General features: G+C 65.1%; 14 protein-coding genes and 1 pseudogene. 4 read left to right on the forward strand and 11 right to left on the reverse strand.

Annotated elements, in window-relative coordinates:
• Nucleotides 1-51 precede the first annotated feature (51 nt).
• From QMA10_RS11010 to QMA10_RS11020, 3 genes are all read left to right on the forward strand, one after another.
• On the forward strand, nt 52-531 hold the full coding sequence (locus QMA10_RS11010) for a hypothetical protein (protein WP_290168323.1): 480 nt from the start codon (nt 52-54) through the stop codon (nt 529-531).
• Between the two features lie 99 nt (nt 532-630).
• The gene (locus tag QMA10_RS11015; protein WP_290168325.1) at nt 631-1,272 is read left to right on the forward strand and encodes a DUF305 domain-containing protein; all 642 of its coding nucleotides are present in this window, start codon (nt 631-633) and stop codon (nt 1,270-1,272) included.
• Nucleotides 1,273-1,325: 53 nt separating this feature from the next.
• Entirely contained in the window at nt 1,326-2,249 is a 924-nt protein-coding gene (locus QMA10_RS11020; RefSeq protein ID WP_290168327.1) for a F510_1955 family glycosylhydrolase, read from the forward strand.
• 98 nt (nt 2,250-2,347) lie between these two features.
• On the opposite strand, the gene QMA10_RS11025 is transcribed toward QMA10_RS11020, so the two are convergent.
• The 7 genes and pseudogenes from QMA10_RS11025 to QMA10_RS11055 form a co-directional block, all read right to left on the reverse strand.
• Nucleotides 2,348-3,550 carry a glycerate kinase gene (locus QMA10_RS11025; protein WP_290168329.1) on the reverse strand — a complete coding sequence of 401 codons (1,203 nt, stop codon included), beginning with the start codon at nt 3,548-3,550 and terminating at the stop codon, nt 2,348-2,350.
• A gap of 27 nt (nt 3,551-3,577) precedes the next feature.
• Nucleotides 3,578-5,098, reverse strand: coding sequence for an SLC13 family permease (locus QMA10_RS11030; protein ID WP_290168332.1), 1,521 nt, complete (start codon nt 5,096-5,098; stop codon nt 3,578-3,580).
• Nucleotides 5,095-5,754, reverse strand: a complete 660-nt coding sequence (locus tag QMA10_RS11035) for a response regulator transcription factor (RefSeq protein WP_290168334.1) — start codon at nt 5,752-5,754, stop codon at nt 5,095-5,097. The genes QMA10_RS11030 and QMA10_RS11035 overlap by 4 nt, the downstream gene beginning before the upstream one ends.
• Nucleotides 5,751-7,367, reverse strand: coding sequence for a HAMP domain-containing sensor histidine kinase (locus tag QMA10_RS11040; RefSeq protein WP_290168336.1), 1,617 nt, complete (start codon nt 7,365-7,367; stop codon nt 5,751-5,753). The genes QMA10_RS11035 and QMA10_RS11040 overlap by 4 nt, the downstream gene beginning before the upstream one ends.
• The gene (locus QMA10_RS11045) at nt 7,364-7,759 is read right to left on the reverse strand and encodes a hypothetical protein (RefSeq protein ID WP_290168338.1); all 396 of its coding nucleotides are present in this window, start codon (nt 7,757-7,759) and stop codon (nt 7,364-7,366) included. Before QMA10_RS11045 ends, QMA10_RS11040 begins: the two co-directional genes overlap by 4 nt.
• 227 nt (nt 7,760-7,986) lie before the next feature.
• Nucleotides 7,987-8,157: pseudogene (locus QMA10_RS11050) on the reverse strand (DNA alkylation repair protein); the annotation flags it as partial.
• Nucleotides 8,158-8,205: 48 nt separating this feature from the next.
• On the reverse strand, nt 8,206-9,456 hold the full coding sequence (locus QMA10_RS11055; protein ID WP_290168340.1) for an MFS transporter: 1,251 nt from the start codon (nt 9,454-9,456) through the stop codon (nt 8,206-8,208).
• A 125-nt stretch (nt 9,457-9,581) separates the two neighbouring features.
• Here QMA10_RS11055 and QMA10_RS11060 point away from each other — a divergent pair, with 125 nt between their 5' ends.
• Complete coding sequence (locus QMA10_RS11060) at nt 9,582-10,253, forward strand: maleylpyruvate isomerase family mycothiol-dependent enzyme (protein ID WP_290168341.1); 672 nt, start codon at nt 9,582-9,584, stop codon at nt 10,251-10,253.
• A gap of 267 nt (nt 10,254-10,520) precedes the next feature.
• Here QMA10_RS11060 and QMA10_RS11065 read toward each other — a convergent pair whose 3' ends face one another.
• The 4 genes from QMA10_RS11065 to dxs all read right to left on the reverse strand — a co-directional run bounded on the left by QMA10_RS11065 (nt 10,521) and on the right by dxs (nt 14,823).
• On the reverse strand, nt 10,521-11,498 hold the full coding sequence (locus QMA10_RS11065) for an aldo/keto reductase (RefSeq protein ID WP_290168344.1): 978 nt from the start codon (nt 11,496-11,498) through the stop codon (nt 10,521-10,523).
• Between the two features lie 55 nt (nt 11,499-11,553).
• Nucleotides 11,554-11,871 (reverse strand): primase-like DNA-binding domain-containing protein, encoded by a 318-nt coding sequence (locus tag QMA10_RS11070; protein ID WP_290168346.1) that lies wholly within the window; start codon nt 11,869-11,871, stop codon nt 11,554-11,556.
• Between the two features lie 81 nt (nt 11,872-11,952).
• The gene (locus tag QMA10_RS11075; protein ID WP_290168348.1) at nt 11,953-12,801 is read right to left on the reverse strand and encodes an SDR family oxidoreductase; all 849 of its coding nucleotides are present in this window, start codon (nt 12,799-12,801) and stop codon (nt 11,953-11,955) included.
• 48 nt (nt 12,802-12,849) lie between these two features.
• On the reverse strand, nt 12,850-14,823 hold the full coding sequence (gene dxs, locus QMA10_RS11080; protein WP_290168350.1) for a 1-deoxy-D-xylulose-5-phosphate synthase: 1,974 nt from the start codon (nt 14,821-14,823) through the stop codon (nt 12,850-12,852).
• Nucleotides 14,824-14,923 lie beyond the last annotated feature (100 nt).

The raw sequence follows: 14,923 nt of genomic DNA on the forward strand, positions 1-14,923 counted from the left end.
CCGCTCTCCGGCGGGAGCCTTCTGCCTTTTCCGGGTAAGGTGGTGGGCATTATGAGGACAAGGATCCGAGCTGCAGTCCGGCCGGCGGCGACCATTCGGTCGGCGTCCCGGCTTCCGGCCACGGTCCTCGGACTGCTGGCCGTGGTAGCCGGCATCCTGGGGATGCATCTGGTCACGGATTTGGGGTCACCGGCAGCACACGCGGCATCCGCGCCGCATTCACCGCTGGCTGCCTCGGCCCTATCGGCCATGCCGACGCTGCAGACCCACAGCGCATTCCCGGCCGCTGAGGCGGCCCCGGAGGACGGCGGGCACGCGGACCACGGCTGCGCGAACTGCGGCCCCTCCGGATGCCTGACCGCAGCTTGCCTGCTGTTCCTGCTCCTCACCGGTCTGGGGGGCATCATTCCGGGGTTTAGCGGCAAGCTCAGGTTCCGCGGTCCCGGCCGTCTGGTCCGCTTCCTATCCCCTGTGTCCGCAACGCTCCCGCGGGCTCCTTCGCTCGTTCAGCTCTGTATCAGCCGCACGTAAAAAGGCCTGCTCCGATGACTTTGCGGAGCGCTTGCCCCCTGCGTGCCCCCCCGGCCTCGCTGACTGCCGGAAACTGAAACGTACCGAAGGAACTTACTCATGAAAAAGCCCATGCCCTTGTCCGTGCTTGCTCTCAGTGCCCTGGTCGCCCTGGGCGGATGCGCAGTTGACGCCGAGTCTGCGGATACGGCGCCCGCCGCCACGACTAACACGCACGGCACCGGCCATCACGGTGCCACTGAGACGCCGGATCACGGGGCAGCCGATGCAGCTACGGAAGCCGCCCCAGCGCACAACAGCGCCGACACAATGTTTGCCCAAATGATGATTCCGCATCACGAGCAGGCAGTCACCATGAGCGAGATGATGCTCGCGAAAACCGGGATCGATCCCCGCGTCTCGGAGCTGGCGGAAGCCATTCAAGCCGCCCAGGGACCCGAAATTCAGAAAATGGCAGACTGGCTCGCTGCCTGGGACGAACCTCGGGAGATGAGCGGTGACCACTCCATGGACGGAATGCTGTCTCCGCAGGAACTCGCTGAGCTGGACGCTGCGCGGGATACAGCGGCTGCCCGACTGTTCCTGCAGCAGATGATCGCCCACCACGAGGGCGCAGTGGCCATGGCCCGGACCGAACTCGAAGACGGATCAAGTCCGGAGGCCATGGAGTTGGCTACGGCCATCATCGAGGACCAAAACGCCGAGATCGAGCAGATGAACAATCTGCTGCGGAACCTCTGACTCGTTGCGTACCTCGAAGATCGGACATTTTCCATGCCCTTCCGTTCCTGTCCATGACCCCTCCTGCCGGCCCTGGCCGGCACACATCCTGGCAGGGAAGGCGCCGGTATGCGCCGGCAGCCGCAGCTGTCCTGCTGGTGCTGGCTGCGGCCGCCTGCTCCCCGTCCGCAACCGACACGTCAGCTCCGGACGCGGCAGCGGGCGCTGAAGGAGCCGGTGCCGCCCCGTCGTTTCCCACCCACGTCCATGCCCTCGCCCTGAAGCCAGGCACCACCGAGGTCCTGATTGCCAGCCATGAAGGCATTTTCGAGGTCTCAGGCGATGCCCTCACGGCGACCGGCGCCAACGTAGACCTGATGGGCTTCACGGTTGCCGCTGATGGAGACTATCTGGCTTCGGGGCATCCCGGGCCGGGAGTCGATCTGCCGGAACCCGCGGGGCTGATCAGCTCAGTCGACGGCGAATCCTGGAGTGTGGAGTCCCTGGGCGGGGAATCTGATTTCCATGCCCTGACGGCCACCAGCGGCGGAATCATCGGCTTTGACGGCACCCTCCGCCTGAGCCGCGACGGCAAGACCTGGACCGAGGCTCGGACGCAGCTTCGTCCCTACAGCCTGGCCGGTTCCCCGGCCGGCCCCCTGGCCGTCGCCACCTCGGAATCCGGTCCGTATGTTTCGCGGGATGCCGGCGACCAGTGGAGCGCGCTTCCGGACGCTCCGGTCATCGTGGTTGCCGCCGTCACCGACTCCTCGCGAATCGTAGGGGTGCTGCCCGACGGCGGAATCGTCACCAGCGCGGACGAGGGACGTACGTGGGCAGCGGCCGGCTCGGTCACCGGCTATCCCGTCGCCGTAACAGCAGCCGAAACTCCGGACGGGCTGCACATCTGGGTTATGACGGACGCCGGGCTGGAACATTCCATCGACGGCGGGCAGCAGTTCCACACCGTGGTGAAGCAACCCGGCGCCGCTTCCTAGCCCGTTGGCCTGCAGCAGGCTGCCGCCGTCAGGCGAAGCCTGCTGCAGGCTCTGGCTGTTCCATTCTCTGCGTTGCTTCTCTGCATTTTGTCTCCGCCTCAGGCTGCTGCCGCCGCCACCCGCGAGGAAATCGCAGACCCCAGCAGCAGTACCCGAAAGGTGCGTTCGGCAGCTTCCTGCAGTAGGACGGCACCCTCCGCCACGGCCTGGTCCAGACCCATGGGAATGGGAATGATGCCGGCAATCGCGTCAATTCCCGCGGCATGAACATCGGCGGCATCCTTGCCGATCGAGCCGGCGAACGCCAGCACCGGCACCCCTGCCCGCTGCGCCCGCCGTGCCACTTCCGCCGGCACTTTCCCCCGCGGCGTCTGGAAATCAATGGCACCCTCGGCCGTAACCACCAGGTCCGCCGTCGCAATCGCGGCATCCAGGTCAATGCCCGCCAGTCCGGAATCGAGCAGGAGCTCAAAGCGGGGCACCAGCTTCCCGCCGATGGCCGCCAGTCCGGCTCCGAGTCCCCCGGAAGCGCCTGTTCCGGCACCGTAGCGCAACGAGTCTTTGGTCACCCCGGAAGCACCGGCCAGCAGCAGGGCCCAGTGCTCCAAGCCGAGGGAAAGCTCCTCCACCTCCTGCGGCGATGCTCCCTTTTGCGGGCCAAATACCCTCGCGACGCCCTGCGGGCCGCACAGCACGTTGTAGGGGTTCAACGCCAGTTCCAGGCTGCACCCGGCGAGCCGGGGGTCGAGTCCGGAGAAATCGACGCTCGCTGCCCGCGCCAGCGCTGCTCCGCCTTCGGGCAGCTCGAGGCCCTCTGCGTCAAGAATCCTCACCCCCAGCGCCCGCAGGGCACCGGCGCCGCCGTCGGACGTGCCGGAATCACCGCAGCCCACCACAATCCTCTGCACGCCGCAGTCCAGGGCTGCCAGAATCAGTTCTCCGACTCCCCTGGTGGTGGTCCTGCCCGGATGGCGCAGGGACGCGGGGACCAGCGCCAGCCCGGCCGCCGCTGCCATTTCGACGACGGCAGTCGGCAGCCCGGTGCCGCCGAGGACGGCAAAGTGGGATTCCACCGGCTGCCCCACCGGCCCGGTAACCGTCGTAGGAACAAGATGTCCAGCCGTGGCACAGGCGAGAGCCGCTGCCGTCCCCTCACCGCCGTCGGCCATGGGAAGGGACGTGATGCTGACACCCGGAATGGCCCGCCTGATGCCGGCGGAAATAGCAGCAGCTACCTCCACCGCGTCGAGGCTTTCCTTGAATCCTGAGGGTGCAACAAGAATCCGCTGCGGAATGGTCATGACCATGAGGACACCTTTTTCTTGGGATTAGGATTGAATGAGAAGCGGAAGGCCCAGCAGGGGCCACACCACAAAACTGAAGAGGATGACCAGTGCCGCGCTCAGGGGAGCCAGCCACTTGGAGAGGCGCAGCAGATCGCCCGGCTCATAGTTGGGCTGCCCGTCCGTTTCGGCGAAAATCGCCACCGGTTTGGCGGAACTGGTCAGCGTATGGCAGAAACCGGCTGCGGCCGTGGAGGCAAACGCCGCAGCCATGGGATCTACACCCATGGGACCGGCTGCGGCAACAATGACCGGAATCAGGACGGCGGAACGGGCTGAGCGCGACTGGATCACCAGGTGCGCGGCGGTCGACACCAGGACCGCCACTGCCACGAAGACATACGGTGTGGCGGCACCGAGCGCCTGCACCGGTGCCAGCATTGAGGCGGCAAGCCAGTCGGCGGCACCGGTGGTGACCAGGCTGGATCCCAGCGCCAGCGTCGCCGCCATGAAGATCAGCATGGACCAGGGCACCTTTTTCAACGCCGTCCCCAGATTTACGGAACCATAGGCCGGCAGACATACCACCAGGGCTCCCACCAAAGCCACAATTGCGGGGTCCAGCCCGTGGATGGGTTCGGTGCACCACAACGCCACAACCGCGCACAACAGCAGGACCGAGCGCTGCTCATCCAGGTCAAGCGGTCCTGAAAGGCGCTGCCTGCTGCCTTGCCGAAGCGCGGTCCTGCCGATCCGCAGCGGCACACAACGCTCCGCACGATCGGTAAAGAGCCGCAGCACCAGTTCCGTGGCGAGAAAGGACGCTGCCAGCGCCAACGGAAGCCCCAGCAGGAGCCAGGAGGCGAAGTCGAACCCGGGCAAACCAGCCGACTGAAGGATCTGGCTCGTGATCAAATGAGCGCCGGCGCCCAGGAAAGAGCTGACCGCGGACAGCAGGATGACAGTGGGAAAGAGCACCGCCAGCATTTTCACCGCTGCGGGGCGGTCCGGCAGCACCCTGCGAAGGGTGAGGAAAATGGGCAGGGCCAGGGCTGCCCGCCCGGAGGTTGCCGGGATGGCGAACGCCGTGACGATCAGCCCCAGGCAGGAGAGGTATGCCAGTTGCCGGAGCGAACGGGCACCGGAAATAAGGAAGGCGGCGCCCCGGGCAGCCAATCCGGTTGAGGCGACCGCACCGGCGATGACAAAAGCTGCCATCAGCAGCCAGATTGTGTCCTCTCCGAGGGCGGCGAACAGATCGTCTGCTGGAAGGATCCCGCTGATGACCAGTGCCACGGCGGCACCGAGGGCCACATAGGTATCCTCCACCGAGGAGAAGATCCAGAACCAGACGGCGCCGATAAAGATGCACAGCGTGACGGCCCCGGCCACGCTCAGGCCCCAGCCGTTGACCGCGTTAACGGTCAGCGCAGCCATCAGGGCAACTGCTACGGCCAGTGCCGCGACTGCGGACCGTGTGAGGATGCCGAGAATCCGCCGACCGGCGTCCGTTTCTTCCTCACGCAGCGGGTTTCGGAGCGCCGAGCTGAAATAGGTCTCGCTCATGTTAACCGGTATCCCGCCCCGCGCACCGTCTCCAGCCGGCGTGCACCGATCTTGGTCCGCAACGCCCGGACGTAGACATCGACGACGTTGGAAGCTGGATCAAAATCCATGTCCCAGGCGTGGGATATCAGCTGTTCACGGCTGAGGATCTGGCCGGGATGGCGCAGGAAGACTTCCAGGAGGGAGAACTCCCGGGCCGTCAGATCGGCAGTGTCAGCTCCGACGTGCACCCGGCGGCTGCGCAGGTCCAGACTCAGTTCCCCGTGGCTAATGGTGGCCACGGGAGCAGGACCGGCGTCGTCGTGCAGGCGGAGGCGAACGCGGGCCAACAGCTCGGCGAACTGGAATGGTTTGGTCATATAGTCGTTGGCGCCGCTCTCCAGCCCGTACACCGTGTCAGCCACCGAGTCGCTTGCCGTCAGCACGATCACTGGCGTCTTGCAGCCCTCGCTGCGCAGCCGTTCAAGAACTTCAAAGCCGCTGAGCGTCGGCAGGCCGATGTCCAGGATAATCATGCCGAACTCGCCCGAGCGGGCCAGCAGCAGTGCGCTGGCGCCGTCCTCCACCGCTGTGCAGGTGTAGTTGGCGGCCCGAAATCCTTTTTCTATAAACTCTGAGATCCGGCGGTCGTCTTCGGCGATCAGGATCCTGCTCATGGGTTCTTGTCCTTTGGGAGTTCAGTGGAGTCCGCGCAGGGCCGCGACTGCTCGTCGAAGTTCCTTTCGGAGCACGATTCAACCGCATCACAGGGTGTAGCGGGAGCGGGCAGGGTCAGGCCAAAGGTGGCTCCGTTTCCGGGTGAGCTGCGCACCCAGACGGTTCCGCGATGGGCTTCGGCGATACCGCGGACGATGGCCAGGCCAAGACCGGCCCCGGTACGCGCGCCGTGGGCCGCATCAGATGCCTGCCCCCGGTGGAACCGGCCGAAGATACGGGCGGCTTCCTGCTCGTCCACTCCGCTGCCGCGGTCGGAGACCCAAATCGTGAAGCAGCGGGCAGCACCCTCGTCTTCAAACCGCGATCCGAGGCTGACCGTGCTGCCGGCCGGGGAGTACTGGCAGGCATTGGTTGCCAGCTGAAGCACAGCCTGCGTAATGCGCTGCGCATCAACGCTGATCGGACCTTCGGCTATTTCCAGGATCGGCCAGCCGCGGGGTCCCAGGACCTGGGCTTTGGCTTCGATATCGAGCAGCAGCGCGGCGGCGTCCGTGGACCGCGGCTGGACAAATCCCGGCCGGTCCACCTTTGCCAGCAGCAACAGGTCCGACACGATCCGTCCCATCCGGGCCAGCTCACCGTCCACCAGCGCCAGCGTCCGGGTGCGGTCCGCCGCATTGTCTTCCATCAACTCCAGCTGGCCGCGGATGACGGTGATCGGTGTGCGGAGCTCATGCGAAGCGTCATCGACAAACGCCCGCTGGGTCCGGTACGCCGATTCAAGCCGGTCGAGCATGGTGTTGAAGGTGACCGCCAGGGCGGAAATGTCATCATTTCCGCGCACCGGAACCCGGGTTGTGAGGTCACTCTCCGAAATATCCTCGGCAACGCGGCGGACCTCCCGCACCGGCGTCAGGATCTGCCCGGCAACCAACCACGCAATCCCGGCCGTCACCAGCAACCCGCCGATGGACACAAAAAAGATGGTCAGGACGGTGTCCGCCACCTCCTGCTCCAGCGGAGCCATGTAGACGCCCACGATAAGATGCCCGGTTTCATTCCCGGACGTGACGGGCAGCCGAACCCACTGCATCTCCCCCGCGCTGGTTTCGGCAATGCCTGATGCTGATCCACCACCGCGGATGTTGTCCAGCAGGGCATCATCTTCCGGCAGCATGTGTACGGACGCCGAGGACGCTGCAGCGCCGGTAGGCGTGTAGAGAATGCGCTGGCCAACGCTTCCCACAATAACCTCGCCATGCGCCGCAGACTGCCGGCTGAGGAAGACCTCCAGCATTCTTTCAATTGAGGTGAACGGATCCGTTGTTGTGGGATCCACCCCTTCGGCGGCAAACGCGCGAAACTCCTGGAGTTCCTGGGTGATGTCCTGATGTGCTTGAAGGCGGGCACCGTTCAGCAGCAGGGATTTCATGGTGAGCAGAACGGCAAGGAGCGTCAGCGCGGTTGTCAGGAGGATCCAGCCGGCTATCCTCCAGCGGGCCGGGACTCTTGATCCCAGACGCCTTTCCGGGACTGTTGCATCCCTGGGCGGTTCAGGAGTCCGCGCTGGTGCCGACGCCGGACTGTCCTGCAGGGAATCGGTGATCGTCACTGGTCATTGTCCTCTCCCGCGCCGTCGTCATCCGCTCCATCGTCATCACCATCGTCATCGTCATCTATCACCACGGGCGGAAGCACAGGGACCGGATCGGCCGGCGGCGCCGGAACGGGCGCGGCAGGCGGCCCTTGAACAGGCGGAGCTGCCGGCGGCGTCTCGGTCTGCGTGCGGGGCACATCTCCGGTACCGGAAGCCGCGCCGCTGGGGCTCGGACCGGGGACGGGTTCCAATCCGTGGGCGGGAGTGCCGTCCGGCCCGGGACCAAGCTCCACGGGAGTCGCATCGACAGCGGGCGGACCTGAGGGCGCCGAGAGGAATGCTCCCGCTGTGGCCAGAAGCACGGGGATCAAAAGCAGCATCCCCAGCAGGAGGACTCGTCGCATCATTTGCATGCCTTCATGGTTACAGGCCTGCATGAGTCCAACATGAAACGGGGATGAAGAAGTCTTCATCTACGCCGTGCCTGGCTGCGGTATGTTACGCCGATCGTGTTCACAGAGGGCTGGGCCGCGCGGAAGACCGACGGCGGGAATCAGTTAGTGGACTGCCGCTGCACGATCTCACTGATCCAAATGCGTGGAGCACAGTCCGGCCGCGTGGGCCGGGCATTCAACATGTCCGCCTGTGTCTTCAGTCGCTTGGCGACCACCAGGAGCTTACCCAGGTTCACGCCGTGGTCATCGCCGTGTTTCTCGTTCACGGCCCGTGCCTTCGGGTCTTCCAACCCGGCAACTCCGGACAATACCTCAGCCGCGGTGGTACCTGTCGCTGATGCCTGAGCCATGTGGGACTCCCGCCGCTCGCTTGCACCAGACTGCTGAGCTGACCGCTCTCAGCCAACGGGATCATGACTGGCGCGAACAGCGTTTCCATGCCGTCCCACCGAGCTGAACAAAAATACCGCGGCGCCGGCGCACAGCAGGAACACCAGACCGCCCGCGAACACCGGAAGGGCAATATGCACGAGGGCAAGCAGTCCCCCAAGCACAGCTCCCAGGGCGAGGCCGAGCAGACCGAGCACCTTCGAGGCAGCATTTACCCGGCCCCGAAGGTCATCCGGTACCAGACGCTGACGCAGCGAGGTTGCGCAGATTCCCCAGACCACGGCATGAAGGATGTAAACGGAGAGCAGGAAGGCAGCCACACCGGCGTTTTGCGTCATTGCCAGACCGAAAAGGGAAACAGCTCCCGTGGCAAGGCTGGCAGAGATGGTCCATCGGTATCCAATTTTCGCCCGGGCTCTTGGGGCGGCAAAGGTACCGGCCAGCCCGCCGAGTGCAGAAATCGCCAGAATGAGACCATACCCCTCGGCGTCAATACCAAGCTCCTGCTGTGCAAAAAGCACCAGAATGGAGAAGGGCAGCATGTAACCCACACTGGCTAGTGCACCGATCAGGGCCAGAGCGCCCACAACTCGGTGGTGTGCCAGCCAACGGGCACCGGTTGCCGCCTCTGCCCATACCTGCGTTCCGTTTCCGACAGGCTTCCTAACCCCCGGCGCACGGGCTCCTTCTGCTTGTATCCGTTTCGGCAGCGCCAATGCCAGGAAGCCGGCCGCAGCCCAGAGTCCGCCCATGGCGAAGATCGGCGCTGCTCCCGCGAGTGCGAAAAGAAGCCCTCCCAGCGGCGGACCCGCGAATTCGTCGATGAGGAGCTGCGTTGCCGATATCCGGCTATTGGCGCGGTCCAGCTCCCGGCCATGAACAAGAGCGGGAACGAGAGACACCGAGGCGTTGTCGGCAGCGCTTTCCATCGTTCCGATGAGTGCAAACGCTGCGTACAGCAGAGGCAGGCCGCCCAGCCCGAGCTGGATGGACAGTGCCAGGGCCAGGACCGCGCCTCCGCGCAGAACATTGGCGGTTGCCAGAACAGTGCGGCGATCCGCTCGATCCACCCAAACACCGATGGGCAGGGCCACCAGCACTCTGACCAACGCGTAGAGCGAAGCGAGTCCGGCCACCCACCGCGGATCGTCCGTCATCGATGCAGCCAGCAGCGGCATGGAAACAAACGCCAGCCCGTCTGCAAGGTTGGATGCAGCGCTGGCGCCCCAGAGAACTCTGAATCCACGGCCGAGGGACATCAGATGAGCGTACACGCCTCCCTTTGCCTTTTCTGACGGGTGCCCGGCCAGCATTACTGTCCTGCACGCATCCGGCTTAGAGATTGGCCCACCGAACGGTGTGGGTTCGGGTTAGAGTCCTGATCATGGTGAAAGCCCTTGCTTACAGAACCCCGGGCTCAGGTTCCCGCATCTGGCCTGTGGTCCGGGAGGAACGCCGTGCTTTGATTTCTGATCTGGAGCAGTTGCAGCCCTCATTGTGGCAGACCCCGTCCCTCTGCCCGGGTTGGAGCGTGCACGACGTGCTTGCTCATCTGGTCGATACGGCGAAAGCCACACGATGGGGCTTCGTCCGCAGCGTCGTCGCAGCCTGCTTCGATTTTGACCGCACCAACGCCATGGGTATCGCCCGGGAACGTGCGGAGGACCCCGTCCGCACACTGGACAGGTTCAAGGCAGTCCAGGCCAGAGAAACCGGTCCGCCGGTTCCCCTCGCCACCCGGCTGGTTGAAGCGTTCATCCACGGCGAGGATATTCGGCGCCCCGTGGGGATTCGCCGCACCTATCCGTCTGCCCACGTTGTCACCGCACTGAAGTACCAGCTGAAAACGAGCGTCACGATCGGAGGCGGCAAAGAACGCGCCAAAGGCTGGCGCCTTGTGGCAGTGGACGAAGGATTTAGTTACGGATTTGGCCCGGAGGTGCGGGGTCCGGCCATCGCGTTGCTCCTTGCCGTGTCCGGACGTCCCGTGCTCAAACACGAATTGTCCGGTCCCGGCGCCGGAGCCTTCCTCCGCGGCACAGAAGGAGCCCCGTAGCCCCCTGCCAGCGGACTCAGCAGTCTCCCACCCCTGTCTCAAACGCGGATACGGCACTCGTTCATGCCATCAGGAACGGTCGGTCCCGGCATCGGAAACACCTCGGCACCAGAGGAACCTCTGCCCGCGTTTCGGAACGGCCACCGGCTGGTCAAGAGCTGCCGGCGGGTCCGGGTTAGGCGGCTTTAACAACTGCTGCAAGCTCTGCGAGCAGGAATTTTCGTTTCCGCCGTTCCGGACCCGCCGAACACAGGGTGGCGAACGTGCCTAGAACAAAGCCACCTTCGGCGTCTTCGGGAAGATCCGGTCCAGTTCCTCGAGGTCCTTCTCTGACGGCTCCCAGGCGACAGCCGCGGCGTTCTGCTGTACCTGCTCCACCTTGGTGGCACCGGCAATAACGGAAGCCACTGACGGCTGCGCGGCGAGCCAGGAGAATGCCACCTGCACCTCGGTCAGGCCGCGCTCGGCGGCAAACGAGCCGAACTCGGCCAGCTGGCCCAGATCCGCATTGTCCAGCAGGTTCTGCCGTGAATGGGTCAGGCGGCTGCCCTCGGGGGCGTTGCCGCTGCTGTACTTCCCCGTGAGCAGGCCGTTGGCCAGCGGGAAGTACGGCAGCACGCCCAGGCCGTAAGCCTCCGCCGCCGGGGTGACTTCCTGCTCGGCCCGGCGGTCGAGCAGATTGTAATGGTTCTGTGCCGATATGAACGGGGTATAGCCGCCCATCCGGGCGGTGAACTCTGCCTCGGAAATCTGCCAGCCGGAGAAGTTGGAGTGCCCGATATAGCGAACCTTGCCGCTGGTCACCAGGTCATCGAGGGCCGCCAGGGTCTCCTCAATGGGCGTGAGCGGGTCCGGTGTGTGGAACTGGTAGAGGTCGATCCAGTCCGTGTTCAGGCGCCGCAGCGAGGCCTCAGCGGCCTTAATGATGTAGCGCCGCGAACCGCGCGCGTCGAAGTCCCGCCCGTTGACGCCCTTCATGTCCAGACCGAATTTGGTGGCGACCACAACGTCGTCGCGCCTGGAACCCAGCGCCTTGCCCAGCATTTCCTCGCTCAGGCCCGGAGTGCGACCGTAGGAATCGGCGACATCGAAGAGAGTGATGCCGGCGTCGACAGCCGCGTTGATGACGGCGTCGGTGCCTTCCTGGGATTCGGTGGGGGTGCCGGGACGGCCCAGGTTGTTGCAGCCCAGTCCCACGGTGGAAACGGTCAGCCCGGAATTGCCAAGTCTGTTGTAAGAAGTCATGAAGCCCACGGTACCGAATTCCGGCGCCGGGTCCGGACCCGCACCGCCGTAAAGCTTAACCGCTGAAAGGAAAGGGGTTGGTGTTGGGGCCCGGAGCTTTGTCCGTCTCCATGATGTATTGGATGGGGATCGGGCCGGTGGGCTGCACGCCCTCATACACGCGTTCGGAGCGGCGGGTCACTTCCGGATGGCCTGCCCCGCGGACGGCTCCGTAGAAATGGTGAACGGGAGCGGGCTCCCGCCCGGCGTTCTCGCACCAGACCATGTACATGCCGTACAGGTCCGCGGCCGGCACCGATGCGCTCTCATCAAGCCCGGCCAGGGTGCACTCGTCGAGAAACAGAACGATGTGATCAAGATTCTGCTCAGCCATGGTTTGACACTAGGGAAGAGCCGCCGAATCCGAAACCCGCTGCGCGCTAAATCTTCATGAACAATACCCGCGCGTCGGGATTTATCGCTGCATCAGGTATTCTTCCAGCGTCATTGGAGCGGTCCCGGTCAGCTGCTCTATGTCTGCGCTGACTTCCGCCATCACGCCGGATGCGATGGCCGTGTAGGTACTGACCCACGCCTCGATCTGCCACCGCTCAACCCCGCTGCCGCGGCGTGATTCCATGGCCTCTTCCGCGGTCTCCCGGTGATAGCTCACGTGCGAGCCGGTCACCCGCGTCAAAATCCCGGCTATCTCTTCGAGTGTGAGGGCCTGCGGCCCGGTGAGCGTGTAAACCGCCCCGGCATGCGCCTGCGGCTCCACAAGGATCCGGGCGGCGGCACGGGCCACATCCGGACGCGCCACCGGGGCCACGCGCCCGTTGTCCGCGGGTCCGCGCAGCACGCCGTCGCGCCCCACGAAGGAGGGCAGGACATCCTGGTAAAGGCTGTTCCTGAGAAACGTGTATGCCAGCGGCTTGGTCTTGATGTACTCCTCGGTATCCCAGTGATCGCGGGCGAGGGTGAAGACAGCGTCCGGAGCGGCTCCCACAAAAGAGGTGTACACAATGTGCTGCACACCGGCGTCCACGGCGGCGTCCACGAAGGTGCGCTGGTCCTGGCGCCGGTACCGGCTTTCCGCCGCGGAGACCATGAACAGCGTGTGCACGCCCGCCAGCGCCCGGGCAGCGTGTGCCCGGTCCGAGTAGGTAACGGCGTACGACGGCGTTCGGGGCAGCTCCGGCAGCCGGGCCGTGTGACGGGCCAGCAGCCGCTGCGGGACGCCCGCTTCTGCCAGCAGCCGGGCCACCGCACCCCCAAGTGCTCCCGTGGCGCCGGTGACAGCTACGTCCGGTTGTTCCTGTGCCATGGTCCGCTCCTTGCGATTGGGGCTGCCGCTGTCCTTGGGGCGCGGTGCCTACTGGATTTTTGGAATCTGGCCGGTGGGCATTTCCTGTCCGGGAAGCGGCCGGGCGAACGGCACCTTTGTCCCCAGAACCTGCGCGACGACGTCGTTGGCCACCTGCCGGGCAGTCAGCCCAACGCGCTCCAGGACTTCCCCGCGGGTGCCGTGGTCCAGGAATTCCACCGGAAGGCCCACCTCATTCAGTGCGGTATCCACTCCGGCTGCGCGCATTTCCTGCCGGATCCGCGACCCGACTCCGCCGGCACGCACGCCGTCCTCGATCACAATGACGATGCGGTGTTCGGCCGCCATGCAGATAATCGACCGCGGGACGGGCAGGACCCAGCGCGGATCCACCACCGTGGAGCTGATGCCCTGGTCATCCAGCCGTTCGGCCACCTGCAGTGCCATTTCGGCCATAGCGCCGACGCTGACAATCAACACATCGTTGGCTTTTTCCCCGGCAGGGCGGCGGGCCAGGACGTCCACGCCGTCGGAGGTGCGTTCCAGTGCATCCACATCCGGGCCTACCGTTCCCTTGGAGAACCGGACCACGCTGGGTGCGTCGCTGATGGCGACAGCCTCGCGCAGTTCCTCCTTGAGCCGGCTGGCATCGCGCGGAGCGGACAGATGCAGGCCGGGCACAATCTGCAGCATGGACATGTCCCACATGCCGTGATGGCTGGCGCCGTCGGGCCCGGTGACTCCGGCCCGGTCCAGCACAATGGTGACGCCCGCCTTATGCAGGGCTACGTCCATGAGCAGCTGGTCGAAGGCGCGGTTCAGGAACGTGGCGTAAAGCGCGACGACGGGGTGCAGCCCGCCGAAAGCCATGCCCGCCGCGGAGGTGAGGGCGTGCTGCTCGGCGATGCCGACGTCGAACACCCGCTCGGGATGCTTCTCAGCGAACCGGTGCAGGCCAACGGGAATCAGCATGGCGCCGGTGATGCCCACAATGTCTTCGCGCTCATCGGCTATGTCCGCAATCTCCGTCGCGAAGACGGAGGTCCAGGACTGCTTGCTGCCAGGCTCCACCGGCTTGCCGGTTTCCGGGTCGATGATGCCCACGGCGTGGAACTGGTCCGCTTCGTTGGCGCGGGCCGGTGCATAGCCGCGGCCCTTCTCTGTCATTGCGTGAACCAGAACGGGACCGTTGAAGTTGCGGGCCTTGAGAAGGGCGCGTTCCACGGCCGCCATGTCGTGACCGTCGATCGGTCCGATGTACTTCATGCCAAGGTCTTCAAACAAACCCTGCGGCGCCCACCAGTCCTTGATGCCGCGCTTGGCGGCATGCAGGCTGTGGTAGGCGAATTTGCCGATCGGGCCGCCGTGCTGCAGCCTCCGCTTCCCCCATCCGAGCGTGGTCTCGTACACGCGGTGGGTGCGCACGGCGTCAAGGGTGGGGCGCAGGGAGGCGAGGTAGTCGGCGAGTCCGCCAATGGTGGGCGCGTAGGAGCGGCCGTTGTCATTGACCACAATGACCACCCGGCGTCGCTGGTCCGCGGCGATATTGTTCAGGGCTTCCCAGGCCATGCCGCCGGTCAGGGCGCCGTCGCCCACCATCACCACGGTGTAGCGGTCGCCTTCCCCGGTCAGCTGCCGGGCGCGGGAGATGCCGTCTGCCCAGGACAGGGACGAGGAAGCGTGGGAGGATTCCACGATGTCATGCACGGACTCGGCCCTGGACGGGTAGCCGGACATCCCGCCCTGCTGGCGAAGCGTCGAGAAATCCTGGCGCCCGGTGAGGATCTTGTGCACGTAAGACTGGTGCCCGGTGTCAAAAACAATGCTGTCACGGGGCGAATCAAAGACGCGGTGGATTCCCACGGTGAGCTCAACAACACCCAGGTTGGGCCCCAGATGCCCCCCGGTCTGCGCAACATTACTGATCAGGAAGGACCGGATTTCCGCAGACAAACGCTCAAGCTGCTCCGTGGAGAGCTTGCCGAGGTCCCGCGGATCACGGATGGTTTCCAGAAGTCCCAACGGGCGTCTCCCTTGCTTTTAGGCAACGGCACTGCACACCGTCACAACGTTTAACTCTAACGCTTGAAGGGCCCGCTCCTGTTCCGCGACAGGCAAAGAG

It is taken from the genome of Arthrobacter sp. APC 3897 (assembly GCF_030407495.1).
In the GTDB taxonomy this organism is placed as follows: domain Bacteria; phylum Actinomycetota; class Actinomycetes; order Actinomycetales; family Micrococcaceae; genus Arthrobacter_B.